The following is a 17312-nucleotide window of genomic DNA, read 5'->3' on the forward strand; positions in this document are numbered from 1 at the left end:
TTTGACATGAAGAAAGCTCTTCTTTCAATCGCTTTATGTTGTAGTTTCTGCATTGCACAAACACCATATGATTCGCTCTATTTGAAAAGTTCGGTGTATAAGAATCTTACCGCAATGTTTGCTATGTCTAAAATTACTTCTACCGATATTGTTTTTCTCGGAAATTCCATCACTTTTGGCGGAAATTGGACTGATCTGCTTGGACGAGAACGCATAGCCAACAGAGGGATTGGTGGAGATAATACCATCGGAATGCTGCACAGGATGCAATATGTCTATCAATTAAAGCCGAAACTCTGCTTTATCATGGCAGGGATCAACGATATTTATGCCGATGCTCCTTTGGATGTTGTGTTTCAAAATTACGTTAAGATTATCGATACCCTCCGAATACATTCGATTATTCCGATTATACAATCGACGCTGCATGTCAATCCAAAATGGAAGCGGTCCGAAGAGAAAAATTCTGAAGTAACAAAGTTGAATCTGATGCTTCAAGAATTTGCCCAGAAGAATACGATACAGTTTGTTGATATCAACGCAGTTCTTTCGGAAAAGGGAATTCTGCGGGATGAATATACTTCTGATGGAGTCCATTTAACACCTGCTGCGTACGATCGTTGGAGAGAGCTGATTTTTCCCATTCTTAAAAAGCATGGTTTGTAATTCTTTCAAGTTTGCTTATATTTCTTCGGAAATTATAACTACTCGCGTTTATGAGTTTTTGCCATTAAAACACGAAAACACCAAATCCCACCAACCTTTTTGAGGCAATGGTTTAAATTCTTTTTGTGCACTTTCGTGTTTTTGTGATTTGGTGGCAGGTTTTTTTTGTAATCCTGCTGAGTAGTTACGGAAATTTTTAATCTTATATTTTAGGAGTAGTTGTAATGAAGCAATTATCTGTTTGTGTTATCGTGCTGTGCTTGTTCACGTTGAATGTATTTGCGCAGCAGTCTAAAACCAATCAAACAAAAACAAAAGCAAAACCAAAATCAAAATCATCAGTCCTTAAGACCAATGAGGATAAGATGAGTTATTTGAGCGGTTACGATCTTGGATTGAAAGTGACGAGCAATGTGAAAACAAATAATTTTCCGTTGCGAGTTTCCGCATTTGTCGTTGGGATTCAAGAAGCACTGGATGGAAAAGAAAACCAGCTTTCACCGGAAGAAATTCAACAGTGTGTCGAGATTTTCCAAAAGATGAATCCTCAGTCGAGCGATGAGCAAAAATTGCATGCATTAGCCGGCAAGTATAAAAAAGAGGGGGAAGAATTTCTTGCTGTAAATGCAAAAAAGGACAGCGTAAAAACAACCGCCAGCGGTTTACAATACAAGATCTTGCGTGAAGGAACCGGAAAAGCGCCTGCGGAAACAAGTACCGTTACAGTCCACTATCGTGGTCGATTGACTGACGGTGTTGTGTTTGATGAATCGTATGCACGAGGCGAGCCGACAACATTTCAATTAAATCAAGTGATTAAAGGATGGACGGAAGGTTTGCAATTGATGAAAGAGGGAGCAAAGTTTGAATTTTATATCCCAAACAATTTAGCGTACGGAGAACGTCCAGTAGGCCAGTTGATTCCTCCGGGATCCATGCTCATTTTTGAAGTTGAGTTGATTGCAGTAAAATAAATAATGAGAATTGCGTTCAACAATAAAAACCTCGGCACAACTGTCGAGGCTTTTTATTTCTTTTAATTCATTTTTTAATGTTGCGGGACGACATCACGCTCTCAAAACTTTTTCGAAGATCGGGAAGATTAGCAACGAGCGAGCGGAAATCGTTCTTGTTCAGGCAGAGCACATCCATTGCTTTAGTGCAGCGGATCGTTGCTCCTCTCGTATGTTCGTTTAGCAGCGCCATCTCCCCGAAAAATTCCCCAGCACTTAAGAGAGCCAATCGCTGTTCCAATCTGATTTCTTCCCGGATCACCTCTGCTTCGCCGTTTAATAGAATATAGAGCGTATCGCCTACATCTCCTTGCCGGAAGACCGTTTCTCCCGGTTCAAAATGTGATTGAGATACTCCACGTGTTGTTCCCAGTTTCAGTTGCACAAATTCGGTGGGAATAAGCAGATCCAGCGCCCAGGCTATTCCAACTTTGATCTTGCGTTCTAGTCCAGGAAGTTTGAACAAATAGACCGTCCGCCAAAGGAACCATGCAAGGAATCCTGAAAGTTTAATTCCTGCAAAAATTTCTGCAACGGCATTGCGGTGACCGAGCGCTCCCATTTTTCCGAGGCCTCGGAATGTGAAAGGTTTCAGAACTTCCCCTCGGATCGAAGCAATAATATTCTGAGCAGTCAATGTTCCTTCGCGAGATGCATACTGTGCGGTTGGGGGACACGAACCAGATCTGTCGACGGTTGGTATGAGTGCACAATCTCCAATAGCCCAAATGTTTGTTGTTCCTTCCACTTGAAGTGCTGTTGTCACTTTGATCTTTCCCTTTTCTTTGGGAAGATCGATCAAGTCCACAATGGGATTCGGAGATGAGGGAACGGTTGATACAAGAGTTTTGGTTGGGATACGCTCACCACTGTTCAGGATTGCGCTGTCCGGTGATGCAGATTGCAATCGAGAATTAAATTTGATCTCCACGCCACGCTGCTGCAGGATTTTTTGTGCATACAGAGAAAGTCCTTCACTCATTTCTTTGTCGAGTATCCGTTTGCCTGAATGAAGCAGGATTACTCTGATATTCATTTCATCGACACCGTGATAATGTCGCGCAGCTTTTCGCACAAAATCATTTAACTCTGCCGCCACTTCCACACCGGAAAATCCGCCGCCCGCTATCACAAATGTGAGCAGCTGCCGTTCCAAGTCCTGATCTTCTTCAATTGCAGCTTCCTCTAACAGGTGAATAACGTGATTTCTCAAATGGATCGCGTCGGCAAGGTTCTTGAACGGAAGTGCATGCTCCTTCAGTCCGGTCAATCCCCGGAAATCGGTCACATTTCCCACGGCAATAACGAGATGATCGAAACTGATCACGAGCGGCCGCGGTCGAAATCCGTGGCTCAATGTCACAGTCTTGTTCGCAATATCGACCATTTCTACATCGCGGACGTAGATCGTCGTTTTGGGCAATAGTCGCCGCAGAGGACTTACCGTATCAAGGATGCCAATGCTTCCTGAAATGATTTCCGGCAACATCGGTTGAAAAACGAAATAGTTTTCTTTATTAACCAGGATAACTTCAATTTCATTCGCCGAACTGTTTATTCGTTCCAGCTCCATTGCAGTATAAACACCGGCGAAGCCACCGCCAAGGATAACGATTCGAGTTTTCATAAAATATTCCCAAGTGAATGTAAAGTCAGTTTATCGAATCTCAATCTCGTCAATAAATAACCACGCTTTTCCTCCATTCCCTTTATGCCATACGGGACAGGTGCCGATATTTTTTGCACGCACACGAATATAACGAACCTGTTTGTTCACGCGTTGCTCAACTGATTGGATGATTGCGCCGTTCTGTTGAGGAGGGACCCCGGTTGTTCCGGAAAAGACATTCTCAAATGTGATTCCGTCGGATGAAATCTCATAGTCGATATGCGTGGGAAAAAAGATCCACGCATTGTTGTCCTGTAAAAATCGCGCATTGATCTCGTCGATTTTTTTTACACTTCCCAAATCAATGGTAGCATCAAGATCGGATTGTTCATATCCTTGCCAGTGACCGACTCGAAAATCTTCGACACCGAGTAGTCCGTCAATCAGCGCATCGTTACCCCCTGCAGTATATTGATCGCTGTAATGGGTTGCTAACGAAATTGTACCGACTGATTTTGTTTTTACAAATACCGCCTTCACAGGTGCACTGCTAATATTATTTCGCACTGCAACAGCCTGAATGATTGTGTTGTCCTTAATAGCGATCGGTGCATGATAAGGAATGGATGCAGTTGAGGGAATCGAACCATTGAGAGTATAAAATATCGACGCTTCTTTTTCTCCAGGAAATATTTCTACAGTAGTTGATTCTCGAAACGACAATCCTTTCGATGAAAAATAGGGAACGGTAGTAAATGGTAATTCTCTAATAGTTGGAACATTCTTTTGTTTATTAAATCGTTGAGAAGGATTTGGGCCGACAACAACATTAAGAATAGAACCATTTATTATATCGTTATGGGAAATGAATAATTCGTCAAGTTCTTTTCCGTTTTTCTGAATGGATTGAACGTAAAGATCGTTTGGCGATGATCTTTTGGTGGAGATAAGAAATTGTTTTCCGTTCTCGAGTTTTATACTGACAGAATCAAATAGTGAGGATGTCAGTACATATTCAGGATTTCCGGGAGTTACCTGATATAATCCCATTGCGCTCATCACATACCATGCAGACATTTGCCCGCAATCCTCATTTCCGGAAAGTCCGCCCGGCTTGTCATGATACATCTCGTCAAGAATTTGATGAACGCGTTCTTGAGTTTTTGCGGGTGCACCAGCATAGGTGAACAAATACGCCATATGGTGACTTGGTTCGTTTCCATGTGCGTATTGTCCGATCAATCCGGTAATGTCTGATTGTTGTCGTCCCTCAAGTTTACTTGATGTTGAGAAGAGTTCATCTAATTTATTGATGAACTCTGTCTGACCGCCGTACAATTCAATCATTCCGTTGATATCGTGAGGAATGAAGAAACTATACTGCCATGAATTTGCCTCTGTAAAATCGAGCGATACGGATGCGGGAGTAAAAGGTTCATTCCATATTCCATTCTTTTTTCCTCGCATAAATCCGACTCGCGGGTCGAAGACGTTTCGATAGTTTTGCGAGCGGACAAAATATTGTTGAGCGATATCATGCTTCCCTAACAACTCTGCGGTATAAGCAATACACCAATCATCATAAGCATATTCCAACGTTTTGGAGACCGATTCCGATTCTTTTTCACCTAGGACATAACCGTTTGTGCGGTACGAATTTAAACCGAAATGATCTTTCTCTGCACTGTTTACCATTGCCTTCAATGCTTTGTTTTTGTCAAAACCGGAAATATTCTTTGCGACCGCATCGGCAATCACCGAAACAGAATGATATCCAATCATGCAGTACGTTTCGTTTGAACAGAGTTCCCATACCGGAAGCAATCCGCTCTCATCATACTGCGCTAAAAAAGTGTTTATAAAATCGGTTACCCGTTTCGAGTTAATGGTCGAAAGAAGTGGATGTAACGCTCGAAACGTATCCCAAAGTGAAAAAACTGAATAATGAGTTCTATCCTTTGCAGTTTGAATAACGCCATTCATCCCCCGATATTTCCCGTCAACATCGGAAAATGTATTGGGTGCAATCTTGCAATGATACAGTGCTGTGTAAAATGTTCGTTGCTGTGAAACTGTACCACCGCGAATGCTAATTTTGTTTAACTCATCATTCCATTGTTTTTTTGTTTTTGTCAAGATCGTTTCAAAATTCCACCCTTTTGCTTCCACCAAAAGATTTTTTCGTGCTCCTTCTACACTGACTGAGGAGAGAGCAACTTTAATGATGAGTTCCTTGTTTTTCTTGGTGTTAAACAACAATGCACCTTTTACGTTGTTTCCTTTTGTTGTTGTGCTATTCCAAGCGATCGAATCGTTATTGGTCATTGAAATGTTTTGGATTGGCAGAGAAAATTGTGCGACGAAGTAAAGATGTTGATCTTGAGCCCATCCTTTTGATCGTCGAAAGCCGGTAATTTCCGTTCTTCCATTCTTTTGCATCCATGAATCAATAACAACATCCGGTCCTAAACCATGATGAAGATCAATAATCACGTACGCAGAATCTCTCTTTGGAAATCTGTATCGATGAATACCAACTCGAGTTGTTGCTGTCAATTCCACATTGATGGAATCGTCTTGAAGAAGAACTCGATAGTATCCTGCCGAAGCGTTTTCGTTTTGGTGCGAAAATGAAGAACGATATTGATGCGGCTGAAGACTTGGTTGCTTCGACATCGGCATGAACAAAATATCTCCGTAATCAGGTACTCCTGTACCGCTGAGATGTGTATGAGTAAATCCAAGGATTGTGGAATCGGAATAATGATAACCACTGCACGCATCCCATCCTTCAACACGTGTGTCCGGACTGAGCTGCACCATTCCGAAGGGAGTTGTCGCCCCGGGAAATGTATGTCCATGTCCATCCGTTCCCACAAATGGATTAACAAGATCAGCAGAGCGTGTTTGTGCGAATAGAAATACTGAAGAAAGGAAAAAGGCGACAAGCAATTGCATGAGAATCCCCCATGAATATTCTGCACAAAATAGGAAATAGTTTCAGTAATCGCATGAAAATATCTTCTTCGGTGTTAAATACAATCAAGAATTAATGGAAATCTTCTTCCGTCCCTCAGCAAAATTTCATTATATTTCCCGCATTAAAATGTGAAAGGAAATGTATGTCCACAAAAGCGGTACTCATTACCGGAGCTAACGGTGAAATCGGTCACGGGCTTGTAGCACGACTGACAGAAAAAAATCCCGATGTGCGAATTGTTGCTATCGATGTCCATCCATTGAGCAAAACGCTTCAGGAAAAATGTCACGAAGTGATTGTCGGCGATATCATGGATTCGTCGCTGCTCGATCGTCTTGCAGCATTCTATGATTTTGGTACAATCTATCATCTTGCGGCGATTCTCTCCACAAAAGCAGAACGTGAGCCGGTGCTTGGCCATAGAGTGAATGTGGATGGAACATTGGGATTGTTAGAACTTGCAGCCCGGCAGGCGCGTGCGACAGGGGAGAATGTGAAATTTCTTTTTCCGAGCTCGATCGCTGCATACGGTCTACCGGATGTTCCGACGAAAATGAAAGCGGGAAAAGTAAAAGAATCCGAATGGCTCGATGCACGGACAATGTACGGCATCAATAAAAAATATTGTGAAGATCTCGGGCGCTACTATAATTGGTATTATCGTCAGATAGATCCTCAGCCGACCACTGCCCATGTCGATTTTCGCGGGATACGATTTCCGGGACTGATCAGCGCCGTCACACTCCCGACCGGGGGAACCAGCGATTATGGTCCCGAGATGATGCATTTTGCCGCGCAGGGAAAAGTGTATAACTGCTTCGTTCCCGAAAGTGCTACACTACCATTTATGGTGATGCCTGATGCGATCAATGCATTGTTACAGTTGGAGGCAGCTCCCGCGAAAAATCTAACACAAGTTGTCTATAATATCGGAGCATTTTCAGTTTCCGCGAAAGATTTTTACGAAGTCATTAAAAAAGCGTTTCCCCATGCTCAAGTGAGTTTTAAACCCGACACGCTTCGGCAGAAGATTGTTGATAGCTGGCCGGCGGATGTTGATGATTCACTTGCGCAAAAAGAATGGGGGTGGAAGGCGGAGTATGATTTCATTCGTTCGTTTGATGAGTATCTTATTCCCGCCGTTAAACAGAGGTATGAAAAAAAATGAAAAAAAGGCTTTCCATTTTTTTGTTTTTCACAATTTCAGCATTCGCTCAACAACATCCCTCCATCATATTTCTTTCCGATACCCAGCAGCCGATGTGGATTGAAACACTTCGATTAACAGAACATGAGAATGAAAAAGCCACCAAAACAATATTTCGTGCGATTCAATGTGAATCGACCGCCGTCGGAATTTTTCATCTCGGTGATGTTACATCAATAGGAATGACCGATTCGAATTGGAAATTGTTTGATGAATTCCATAAAGACCTCCATGTGCCCGTGTATCCCGTGATTGGCAACCACGATTACTATCTGTTTCAAGAACAGGCTCTCGAACAATTTAAAAAACGATTTCCAAAAATTCCCACCACATGGTATTCGGTGGTGATCAAATCTGTTGGTGTGATTGTATTAAATTCGAATTTCCCAAAATTATCGGACGATGAACATAATCAGCAACTACAATGGTACCACGAACAGCTCGCTCGATTTGAATATGACAGCACCATTACTTCCGTCATCGTTCTTTGTCATCATTCTCCATATACTAATAGTACGATTGTTTATCCTTCGCAGGATGTTCAGCAAAAATTTCTCGTACCGTTTTTTATGTATAACAAAACATCGGTGTTTATGTCCGGGCATGCACATGCGTATGAACATTTTCAAAAAATGGGGAAGGAACTGTTCGTTATCGGCGGGGGTGGCGGCCTGCTGCATCCCTTATTGACTGGTAAAAGACAACGATTTCCCGATCTGTTCAGCCAGCAATCAACAATGCGTTTTTTTCACTACATTGAATGTAGCATACAACCACATTCGCTCCTCTTTTCCGTCAGAAAACTACGAAATGATTTTTCTGGATTTGATACTGTTGATTCGATCTCTGTTAAATTTAAGCAGTAGCGTATCATGATGAGATTCGTTCTCATAGTTGCACTTCTGCTCTCTTTCTGTATTTCACAATTATGTAGCACTGAACGTAACGCAGGTCCGTATATCAGTTTTCCCTATCCGTTTCAACAATACACGCTCTGTTATTCCATCGGTGCCTCACTCACAATATTTCCGCGTTCGGTTGTGGAAGAAGAAATTCGCCAGATACCGATGGTGAATACTTCAGTACGGTACGGACTGCCGTACAATTTTTCTCTTATAACCCAATTCTCCACGGTCTATATTATCAATAGTGTTTCTGCTGGCGCTATGTGGTCTTATCCTCTGGGCGATGTATCCCTGGCTCTTTCCGATGAATTTACGTACTGGTTTGGTTTTGCAGATTTAGATGGTTTCGATACACAAGCAATGGGATTGTTGAATCGACCAGGAATCAGTGTCGGTATTGATATCGACGATTATAAAATAACAATGAAATCGGAAATGTTAATATTATTTTCACAGCATACGTATTTCGGTTCAGCATCCGTAGGTAAAGTAAAACCGGAAATTGCAGGCGTTGTTACCTCGGCAATACTTGAACAGGATATTTGGAAATCAACATTTATGTCTTTTGCACTGCGGGCACATTATGCACGGCCAAACTATCAGGTGTGGTTGGCTTTTGCTGTGCAGGATCGGTGGCTGTTGTATCCCGATGTTCAAATTTCTTTTGTCTTTTAACGTGTAATGAATCAACTATTTTTCATATTCCTTTTGGTGTTATTTTCTCTTGTAACATTATCGTGTTCACATGACACGGTAGTAAACGTTCCGGTATTTGTGGGAGGAGGAAAACTGATCAGTGCCCAGCCCATAAAACCACAGCAGCTGCAATTATTGAATGGGGTATACGATGTTATAGACGGTTCAGATCAATTCGGAAAAAAAGTGGTTGTAAAACGTACCGGAAAAACATTGTCGATCTTTACGGGAAAAAATGCCGGACTGTTTGTCTTTCAATGCGGAAGAATAGACTCCACACTTATTTTTGAGGGATATTGGCGATACACGCAGGGGGGTGAAACAGGTTTAGCTCAATTTGAAATCCCTGCCGAAAACAATGGAAAGCCATTGTTGCAAGGAATCCTGCCGACACCGTCATTTTTTTTCCAAGGAAAAATTGGAAATGGGTCTGCCGAACCCACGATCAATATTACCTTGCAATACAACAGTCCGCTGAAGGATACGACGTTTGTTATTCTTGCTCATCGTGGAGGAGGAAGGAATTCAGATCGATTGCCGGAATCAGAGAATAGTCTTGGAATGATACAACTCGCTGAAAGCTTTGGTGCAAATGGAATCGAGATCGATGTGCGATTGACAAAAGACGGGATCCCAATTCTTTTTCATGACGAGAATTTCAGTCCTCGCTTAGTAAACGGGGATTATTGTGTCGGACCGGTTTCGAATTATACATTTGCTGCTATTCGAACACTGTGTACCTTAAAGAATAAAGAACTTGTCCCAACGCTGAAAGAAGCACTCGAAGTGGTTGTCAACAAAACAACATTGACCTATGTCTGGCTGGATATAAAATCACCGGAGGCAATCGCATCCGCAGCTGCACTGCAGCAGGAGTATCAAAAAAAGGCATTTGCTGCCGGGCGAAAATTGGATATTTATATCGGACTGTCCAACGATGAACTGGTGGACAGGTATAAAAAAGAAAACATGGTATCCTCCGCTGATGCATTATGTGAATTATCGATGGAAGATGTCCGTGCGGTTAACGCAAAGGTGTGGGCGCCGCGCTGGACACTTGGTCCGTTGGGAAGCAATGCGCAAGCGATGCATTCCGAAAATCGTAAAATATTTGTCTGGACTCTCGATCAACGAGAATTCATTCTTCCTTTTCTGACACAAGGGAATATTGATGGAATCCTCACAAACTACCCCGCTTTGATAGCTTTTGAATATTATGTATTCCAATAATAGAACATATTTGTTTCTTTTGTTATTGTTCGCTTCGATGCTTGCTTCTGCACAGGATCAGAGTGTCGACCGAACGACATTTCGATTAGTTGGAGAAATTGGAGGGGGATATTCCTATAAACTCACGCCACCAAAAATCATTCTGGGAAACTCTACGCGCGATGGAATTACAGGCGCGTTTCGTTTAAAATGGGGCTCGAGCAATCTTCTGGGTGTTGGTGTTGAAACCGGATATATTCCTATATCAACAATGGCAATGAATAGTCTCGCATCAGAATTCGGATCAGTAGATGTTTCTGCATCCCTCTCAGCAATTCCCGTTTTGGCAATTTTCACAATTCAGCGGTTGGGGATTCAAATGCATACGGGAATAGGATATTATCGAATGACGGCGAAAGCAACTGTTATGGGGAAAACAATGGAGAGCTCAGAATGGAATATGGGATATATGCTATCATTTGGATTTACCCGTCCATTAATCTCAGATCTTTTCATCGGGACAGAATTGAAATGGAACAATATCGTTGAACAGCGGATTTCAATCCTTTCTTTGCAAGTACGGTTTTTATATTTTTTGTACGGAAAATAACAATCGGAATCAATTGAAGATTCTTTAATCCATGCTCCGCTGAAGTGAAAGTAGCTCAGATGTTTTTAAAATAGAAACGCCAGCCATTCGGCTGGCGTTTTGCATTATTGGAAAAGTGAAATATTATAGTTTTGTACGTAAATTAATCGTCCCGACATTAGTCACTTGACCAGAAACAACAGAAATATTTGTTAATGTCGAATCATTGTACATTGCATCGGCAGAAACGATAGTGAGACTGTATGTTCCAGGTTTTGCATACATGATCTTAAACGAGTTATTTGCTCCCGTAAGTGTGGATAGTGTGTCTCCATTTCCGTACGCCGAGACGGACGATTTAATGTTGACGCTTCCCTGAATATATCCGGTAGAAGATGTTGTCAACACTTTAATAACCGGTTTCATTACTAATCCAGTCGGAGTGGTGACAAGCGATTTTGTTGCATCAAAATCGAGAACAAGCTTATAGGTAACATTTGCAACAATCTCCACATTTAAGTTGAGTTTGATCTCTGCACTCGGAACTTTCAAGGCGATCTTTACACCCGATGCGTATACCCAGCAGGAATCACCCAACGTCAATCGCAGTTGTGAATATGTGCCGGCAGAAAGCTGCGTCTGCCCCATCACTGCTTCAACACCGTTCACCAAGGCAAGAAGGTTGTATGTTTTTGTTCCGCTGCTCAACGTGATCCAGCTTTCCGATGAAGCATTACTGTGCACTGAAACTTCCGTGACGACAACAATAATTGAATCATATGTGGTTGCTGGTGCATCGACCATTGAGACTTGCATCGTTCCTTTTCCACCCGTCGTCGATGGATTTTCATCGGACGCACATCCTCCAAATGCCAAGAATGCAAGTAACGCAAGAACTAAAATATTCTTCATGTGTGAACCCTTTCCGTTGTTTGTAAATAGTTCCGGCTATTCCGGACTCTTCACATACAAGTAACACTTTTTGGGATTGGAATGCAGTGACGCAGTATATCAATTTCGTGCATACCACTGTGCAAATTTTGCACATTTATTTTTATGTTAAACAAATGCAAAACGACGGATTTTTTTATGAGTATTGTTTCTGGATACTACGAATACACAAAGGTTGTGTAAACATGACGGATAATTCCAAAATGGCTTGGCTGGTAGTTCCGCAAACAGAAATAATCAATTCACCAGAATCGAATTTATTTTCATCAATTTGTTGTATCTTACAGGAGATGGAATCAATGAACAGAAATTGAACAGAAGAAGGTACACATTATGAAAGACCAACAGACGATAGAATTACGCTGCAGTAAAAACCCCGATGGGAAATATAACGCCAAGACCTTTGTGAACGGAAAAGAACTGAAAGGGAAAGAATATAATATTAACCGCGGAGATCAATTCTCTCTCGTTTTGGTTTATCACCAAATAAAGAAACAATATCCAGCCGGCGAAGTGCATATAAAAGGATTGGATAAGAACGCAGAACAGAATATCCTTCACTCGGAGTTGTAATAATAGAGGGATGATTATCCTGTAACAGGCTGTTACAGGATAGCACTATCGATTTAGCTGTTGCCCGGAGGGTTGTAATTACCCACGAGATCGGATTCGATCTTTAATCGTGTCTTTTTATCATCTTCAAGATGAACACAAACACAGTTCGCGTTATATCGGTTGAAGAACTGATCCTTTAATCCGTCGAACTGTTTACCAAGATTGTCAGTCTCGCCGACAAAGATGTGTTTATGCGAAACCTTATTCATCTCATCCGTTGCCCGGTGCGTAATAACATATACTGCTGCCGTCTGCTTGAATAATGTCGTCATCGGATGGATGGCGAATGAATACTTCTTTCCGGACTCTCCCCGAAATGCAATTTGTGCCATATTTCTCTCCTAAGATGCGTACTGCTTATAATACAATATCGTTAAAATTAGGTCTATATCCTACCAACGGCAGATTATATTCTCTTAACCATGGAAATAAAAAAACGAAACCCGAATCATACAAACTTCGGGTTTGTTGTGGGAGGATGGGGTGAAGACTATTATTGCGTGTTTGTTGTCAGCAACTCTTCCTGCATGCGCACAGACGCGGTTTTGAAAAATGTTTCATCGGTTGCAGTAGTAATTTCAGATTCACTCACATACCATTCCGGATTTTTTATTACCGAGAGTGCAATGTATGCTTTGTATCGTGTCGAGCCCGAAGGGTTTTTTAACCATACATCGTTGATGGCATCCACCAATTCTGAAACTTCAACAGCGGGAAAACGCATTTTTATTTGCGCAGTCACTCTCATTGCGGACTCAATAACACCTGGATTATTTGTATGCAAACCGGAGTGTAAATTCTTAATTGCATAAGTGATCTTTTTTTCTTCTGTGGGGAATTTTTTGGTGGGTTTTTCTGCCATTGCTGATTGTATAGTTATTATTGCAATTGCGATCAATATTGCTGCTCTCGTTTTCATAACATCCTCCTGTTTGGTTCGTTTATTGTTGTAATGTTAGTGTAGCACACTTTACGCGGAAGAATTTGCTAAAGATGTGTTTGTTGGGTCAGGAAATGTAAAAAAATGTCACGTAGGGAAAAAAAATACCACGGGGGTAACGGAGCGCACAGAGAAGAAATAAGTAATAATACCATGCCATGACTCAAAGTCATGGCATGGTATTATTACTATTTTATTGAACGATCAATTGATCGACAGAATATTTTCCCGCTCCGCCGATCAATAATGCGAATGCAAGGCCGATAATCAGCAAATGGTATTCAAATCCTTCGCCGGACTGGTTGCTAAACCAGTTCATAAAAAATCCATTCTGCAGATGTGATGTAAAAATAATGCCGATCATCAATCCGATAAATCCAAGGGCGATGAGTCGTGTTCCTAATCCTGCAACCAGCAGCAACGATCCAACGAACTCTAACAGAATAACCGAGAGGCCGATAATATACGGCAGTTTTGCGGTACCGGTGAAGAATCCCATTGTCCCCGTAAAACCATATCCGCCAAACCAGCCGAGCATTTTTTGTGCGCCGTGTGGAAAAATGATAAAGCCAACGGTCATTCGCAGAATTAATCCGATAACATCATTGTTTGTGGAAAAAAGTGTTGTAAGCATAATAACTCCCTTTAATATGTTGTAGATGTTTGTTTCAAAAACTGATACAAACATACTGAGAAGAGCATGGCGATGGTGATGAAGAAGGTCAAGAAATTCCCTTGATGTAGATCAATAAGGGAAATGATCACTAAAGAGTAATACCAAAAAAATTATTTCTTTTTTGACAATTTTTTTCTCATACGGCTAAGGAATTCCGGAGTGACGCCAAGATATGAAGCGATATGGCGCAGAGGAATGCGCTGTTCAAACGCAGGATATTTTGAGCGGAGTTCAAGATACCGTTCCTTCGCACTTCCCGTAAGATGGGAAAGGACGCGGCGCTGGTGTGCAATATGCGCATTGGTGAGCAAGATACGAAAGAACCGTTCGAACTTCGGTACTTTTTCCAACAACGTATCAAAATCGTTTCTGTCGATCTGAAACAATTCTGAATCTTCCATTGCTTCGATAGTTAGCGTTGCGGGTTGTCCGCTGTAGAAGCTGGCCATGTCACCGATCCACCAACCTTCAAGTGCAAATTGTACAATCCGTTCGTGTCCCTTTTCATCTAGATAGTAAGCTCGGAGAGCCCCTTTGCTCACGAACTGTTCAAATCGTGAAACGTCTCCTGCCTGGAGCAGATACTGTCGCTTTCGGAGTTTTTTTACGCGGAGGAGGGAGCAAAATATTTTCTTCTCTTCCGATGAGAGTGTAATATAATGTGTGACGCTTTTGAGAATGGAATCGAATGGTATTGTCTGTGTTTTCATATACTGACTGTAATATACTATTCGGAGAGGAAGATTAAAATACTACGACGGCAAAAAAAGCTTTTACCACAGAGACACAGATGCACAGAAAAAAATATTAGTGATGCATTGACTCAAAGTTGTGGCATCACTAAACTAAATAACAGAGCCGTCACATGGACGGCTCTGTATTTCATAAAGAGTGGTGGAATGTTACGCTATATTCCGTGTTCGTCGCACATGTTTCAAAGCGCGGAAACCGACAAGCCTGCGTTGTTCTTCGTCCCACAGCCGAAGAACAAGAAAACGAAAACTGGAAAAAAACGTGACTGGTTTCACCGAACTGAACACCGGAACTTCCTTCTGCACTTTTTCTAATCGATAATTCGGAATGCGAGGACTTAGATGATGGATGTGGTGAAAACCGATATTCCCGCTGAAGAATTGCAGCACCTTCGGAAGTTTATAAAATGAACTTCCTTTTAAAGCAGATTCGAAAAAATCCCATTCTTGATGATGTTCCCAATACGTCTCATCAAACTGATGCTGCACATAAAAGAGCCATAAACCGAACATACCGGAAAGCCAAATAACAGGCAGCACAATCATGACGAACGGAAAAAACCCAATCAGGTAACTCATCGCCGCCGTGATAACAGCCAACGTGACGCTTGTCCAATGCACGCTCTTTTTTTCGCGCGGGCCGGATTGTTCTGTTGTAAAGCGATGTGCAATGATGAACATGATCGGTGGGCCAATCAAGAGCATGGCGAAAGGATTTCGATACAGTCGATATTTAATTCGTCCCCAGGTTGAGAGAGCGAGATATTCTTTTACGGTGAGCATCCAAATATCGCCGGTGCCACGATTGTCCAGGTCGCTGCCGGTGGCATGATGAATGGAATGATTGTGCCGCCATTCATGATAGGGTGTAAACGTGAGAAGTCCGCTGATGATTCCGACAATGTCATTCGCTTTTTGAGATTTGAAGAATGATCCGTGTGTGCAGTCGTGGAAGATAATGAAGATCCGCACCTGAAATCCGGCAGCCGGGATTGCCAGCGCCAAAGTGATCCAGTATGAATATTCCAGGGCGAAATACATTGCCACAAGCAGAATAAAAAATGGTGCATACGAGTTAACAATCTGCCAAATACTTTTTCGCAGATCGGATTGCTGATATTTGGCGATCATCATTCGCCATGATTCCGGAAGGGAATCGGAAGATTGTTGTTGGGCCATACGGCGTTCCTATTGTTGATGGGTAAAATGTGAGGCGCCGAAAAAGTTGTTGAGAGGAGCGATCGTCTCTATTCATTACAAATAAGATAGGGTATTGGAAAGTAAGACACAAACGGTGGTGCGGTATAGTTGTTTGTTATAGAGTAGTGAGAGAGCATAATGGCGATTATTCTACCGATGATATACAATTATTGAAACCTTGAATCCCTTTCACCAGTCCAAGAAGCAACACTATATTAGGAGTATGTATGCGCTCAACACTATACGCAATACTTTTTATTTTGATCACTGCAGGTTGCGATCGTCAGCAGCCAGATCCGGACTTTAATGCTGTTGTTTCGAATCCCGCATTTACATCCAAGAGTCCCCGCATTCTGTTTGACCATGCACATCAAAATCTTCACACAATGAATGGGACATATCATCCGTTTGTTGATTTGTTGGTCAATGACGGATTCAGCGTCTATTCCAACGAAAAAGTATTTTCGCAGGAATCGCTGCATGGTTATGATATTCTTGTCATTGTCAATCCAAAAGGGAAAGAGAAAAAATATGATCCTGCTTTTACTGATGCAGAATGCTCAGCGGTGGAAGCATGGGTCCGTAATGGCGGGAGTCTTCTATTCATCGCCGATCATCATCCCATCGGTTCAGCTTCAGAGATTCTCAGCAAACACTTTGGCATTGCGATGACGAAAGGATTTACGAACGATTCGGTCTATTTCGATTCTTCAAGTTTTACCGCTTCACAGATTGACGGAAAATCGCAGCTGATCTTTTCCCGTGCTCATGGACTTATTTCAAATCATCCAATTACGCTGGGACGAGATTCAAGTGAACGAATTAATACCATCATCACATTTACCGGACAATCGTTACGCGGCGCCGGTAATTCATTTCTCAATCTCTCCGCTCACGCTGTGGATGTTATTCCTGATTCGATCTGGGAGACGAAAGGATTTTTGGATACTGATACACATACACGATTTGCCGATCCGGTTTCTGCGGCAGGAAAGTCACAGGGGATGGCACTTGAATTTGGGAAAGGGCGTGTTGTAGTACTTGGAGAAGCTGCAATGCTGACCGCACAGCGATTGAAGAATGAAAAATTCGGAATGCAGCTTCCGGGAATTGATAACCGTCAGCTTACGTTGAACATTATGCGGTGGTTAGGGAGGGCGTTATAATATTTCACATAAAATAATCCCAATTTAAGATTTTGTCTGTTGTCTTTTAATCGCTATGATCGTACGTTTAATAACAATACAAAAAAAACCAAGTGTCATTGCGAGAAGTGGCGCGTTTCGCGCACGACGTGGCAATCT

General features: G+C 42.0%; 17 protein-coding genes. 9 read left to right on the forward strand and 8 right to left on the reverse strand.

Annotated features, from left to right (window positions below; all coding sequences use genetic code 11):
• The first annotated feature begins 6 nt into the window (after positions 1-6).
• Together WDA22_13950 and WDA22_13955 are read left to right on the forward strand one after the other, a co-directional pair.
• Positions 7-666, forward strand: a complete 660-nt coding sequence (locus WDA22_13950; protein MFA5834577.1) for a GDSL-type esterase/lipase family protein — start codon at positions 7-9, stop codon at positions 664-666.
• Between the two features lie 224 nt (positions 667-890).
• On the forward strand, positions 891-1640 hold the full coding sequence (locus WDA22_13955; GenBank protein ID MFA5834578.1) for an FKBP-type peptidyl-prolyl cis-trans isomerase: 750 nt from the start codon (positions 891-893) through the stop codon (positions 1638-1640).
• 67 nt (positions 1641-1707) lie between these two features.
• Here the strand turns inward: WDA22_13955 and WDA22_13960 are convergent, their stop codons facing one another.
• Together WDA22_13960 and WDA22_13965 are read right to left on the reverse strand one after the other, a co-directional pair.
• The gene (locus tag WDA22_13960; protein MFA5834579.1) at positions 1708-3306 is read right to left on the reverse strand and encodes an FAD-dependent oxidoreductase; all 1599 of its coding nucleotides are present in this window, start codon (positions 3304-3306) and stop codon (positions 1708-1710) included.
• A 30-nt stretch (positions 3307-3336) separates the two neighbouring features.
• Positions 3337-6246: a GH92 family glycosyl hydrolase gene (locus tag WDA22_13965; GenBank protein MFA5834580.1), complete on the reverse strand. Its 2910-nt coding sequence runs from the start codon at positions 6244-6246 to the stop codon at positions 3337-3339.
• A gap of 164 nt (positions 6247-6410) precedes the next feature.
• Between WDA22_13965 and WDA22_13970 the strand changes: the two genes are divergently transcribed.
• From WDA22_13970 to WDA22_13990, 5 genes are read left to right on the forward strand one after another with little or no spacing between them, the layout of a single operon-like run.
• Positions 6411-7436, forward strand: coding sequence for an NAD-dependent epimerase/dehydratase family protein (locus WDA22_13970; GenBank protein MFA5834581.1), 1026 nt, complete (start codon positions 6411-6413; stop codon positions 7434-7436).
• Complete coding sequence (locus WDA22_13975; protein MFA5834582.1) at positions 7433-8341, forward strand: metallophosphoesterase; 909 nt, start codon at positions 7433-7435, stop codon at positions 8339-8341. Before WDA22_13970 ends, WDA22_13975 begins: the two co-directional genes overlap by 4 nt.
• A gap of 9 nt (positions 8342-8350) precedes the next feature.
• Positions 8351-9055, forward strand: a complete 705-nt coding sequence (locus WDA22_13980) for a hypothetical protein (GenBank protein MFA5834583.1) — start codon at positions 8351-8353, stop codon at positions 9053-9055.
• A gap of 6 nt (positions 9056-9061) precedes the next feature.
• Positions 9062-10306: a glycerophosphodiester phosphodiesterase gene (locus WDA22_13985; GenBank protein MFA5834584.1), complete on the forward strand. Its 1245-nt coding sequence runs from the start codon at positions 9062-9064 to the stop codon at positions 10304-10306.
• Positions 10307-10316: 10 nt separating this feature from the next.
• Positions 10317-10895 carry a hypothetical protein gene (locus WDA22_13990; protein ID MFA5834585.1) on the forward strand — a complete coding sequence of 193 codons (579 nt, stop codon included), beginning with the start codon at positions 10317-10319 and terminating at the stop codon, positions 10893-10895.
• Between the two features lie 123 nt (positions 10896-11018).
• On the opposite strand, the gene WDA22_13995 is transcribed toward WDA22_13990, so the two are convergent.
• On the reverse strand, positions 11019-11786 hold the full coding sequence (locus tag WDA22_13995; protein ID MFA5834586.1) for a DUF4382 domain-containing protein: 768 nt from the start codon (positions 11784-11786) through the stop codon (positions 11019-11021).
• A gap of 372 nt (positions 11787-12158) precedes the next feature.
• Between WDA22_13995 and WDA22_14000 the strand changes: the two genes are divergently transcribed.
• Complete coding sequence (locus tag WDA22_14000; GenBank protein MFA5834587.1) at positions 12159-12398, forward strand: hypothetical protein; 240 nt, start codon at positions 12159-12161, stop codon at positions 12396-12398.
• Positions 12399-12451: 53 nt separating this feature from the next.
• Here WDA22_14000 and WDA22_14005 read toward each other — a convergent pair whose 3' ends face one another.
• The 5 genes from WDA22_14005 to WDA22_14025 all read right to left on the reverse strand — a co-directional run bounded on the left by WDA22_14005 (position 12452) and on the right by WDA22_14025 (position 15987).
• Positions 12452-12772, reverse strand: a complete 321-nt coding sequence (locus WDA22_14005) for a hypothetical protein (protein ID MFA5834588.1) — start codon at positions 12770-12772, stop codon at positions 12452-12454.
• A 161-nt stretch (positions 12773-12933) separates the two neighbouring features.
• Positions 12934-13359, reverse strand: coding sequence for a hypothetical protein (locus WDA22_14010; protein ID MFA5834589.1), 426 nt, complete (start codon positions 13357-13359; stop codon positions 12934-12936).
• A gap of 214 nt (positions 13360-13573) precedes the next feature.
• On the reverse strand, positions 13574-14014 hold the full coding sequence (locus WDA22_14015) for a DoxX family protein (GenBank protein MFA5834590.1): 441 nt from the start codon (positions 14012-14014) through the stop codon (positions 13574-13576).
• A gap of 152 nt (positions 14015-14166) precedes the next feature.
• Entirely contained in the window at positions 14167-14766 is a 600-nt protein-coding gene (locus tag WDA22_14020; GenBank protein ID MFA5834591.1) for a Crp/Fnr family transcriptional regulator, read from the reverse strand.
• Between the two features lie 192 nt (positions 14767-14958).
• A complete protein-coding gene (locus WDA22_14025; protein ID MFA5834592.1) occupies positions 14959-15987 on the reverse strand; it encodes a fatty acid desaturase in 1029 nt (342 codons plus the stop codon).
• Positions 15988-16235: 248 nt separating this feature from the next.
• On the opposite strand from WDA22_14025, the gene WDA22_14030 reads away from it, so the two are divergent.
• Complete coding sequence (locus tag WDA22_14030; GenBank protein MFA5834593.1) at positions 16236-17174, forward strand: hypothetical protein; 939 nt, start codon at positions 16236-16238, stop codon at positions 17172-17174.
• Positions 17175-17312 lie beyond the last annotated feature (138 nt).

This window comes from Bacteroidota bacterium (assembly GCA_041658205.1).
In the GTDB taxonomy this organism is placed as follows: domain Bacteria; phylum Bacteroidota; class Ignavibacteria; order UBA10030; family UBA8401; genus UBA8401.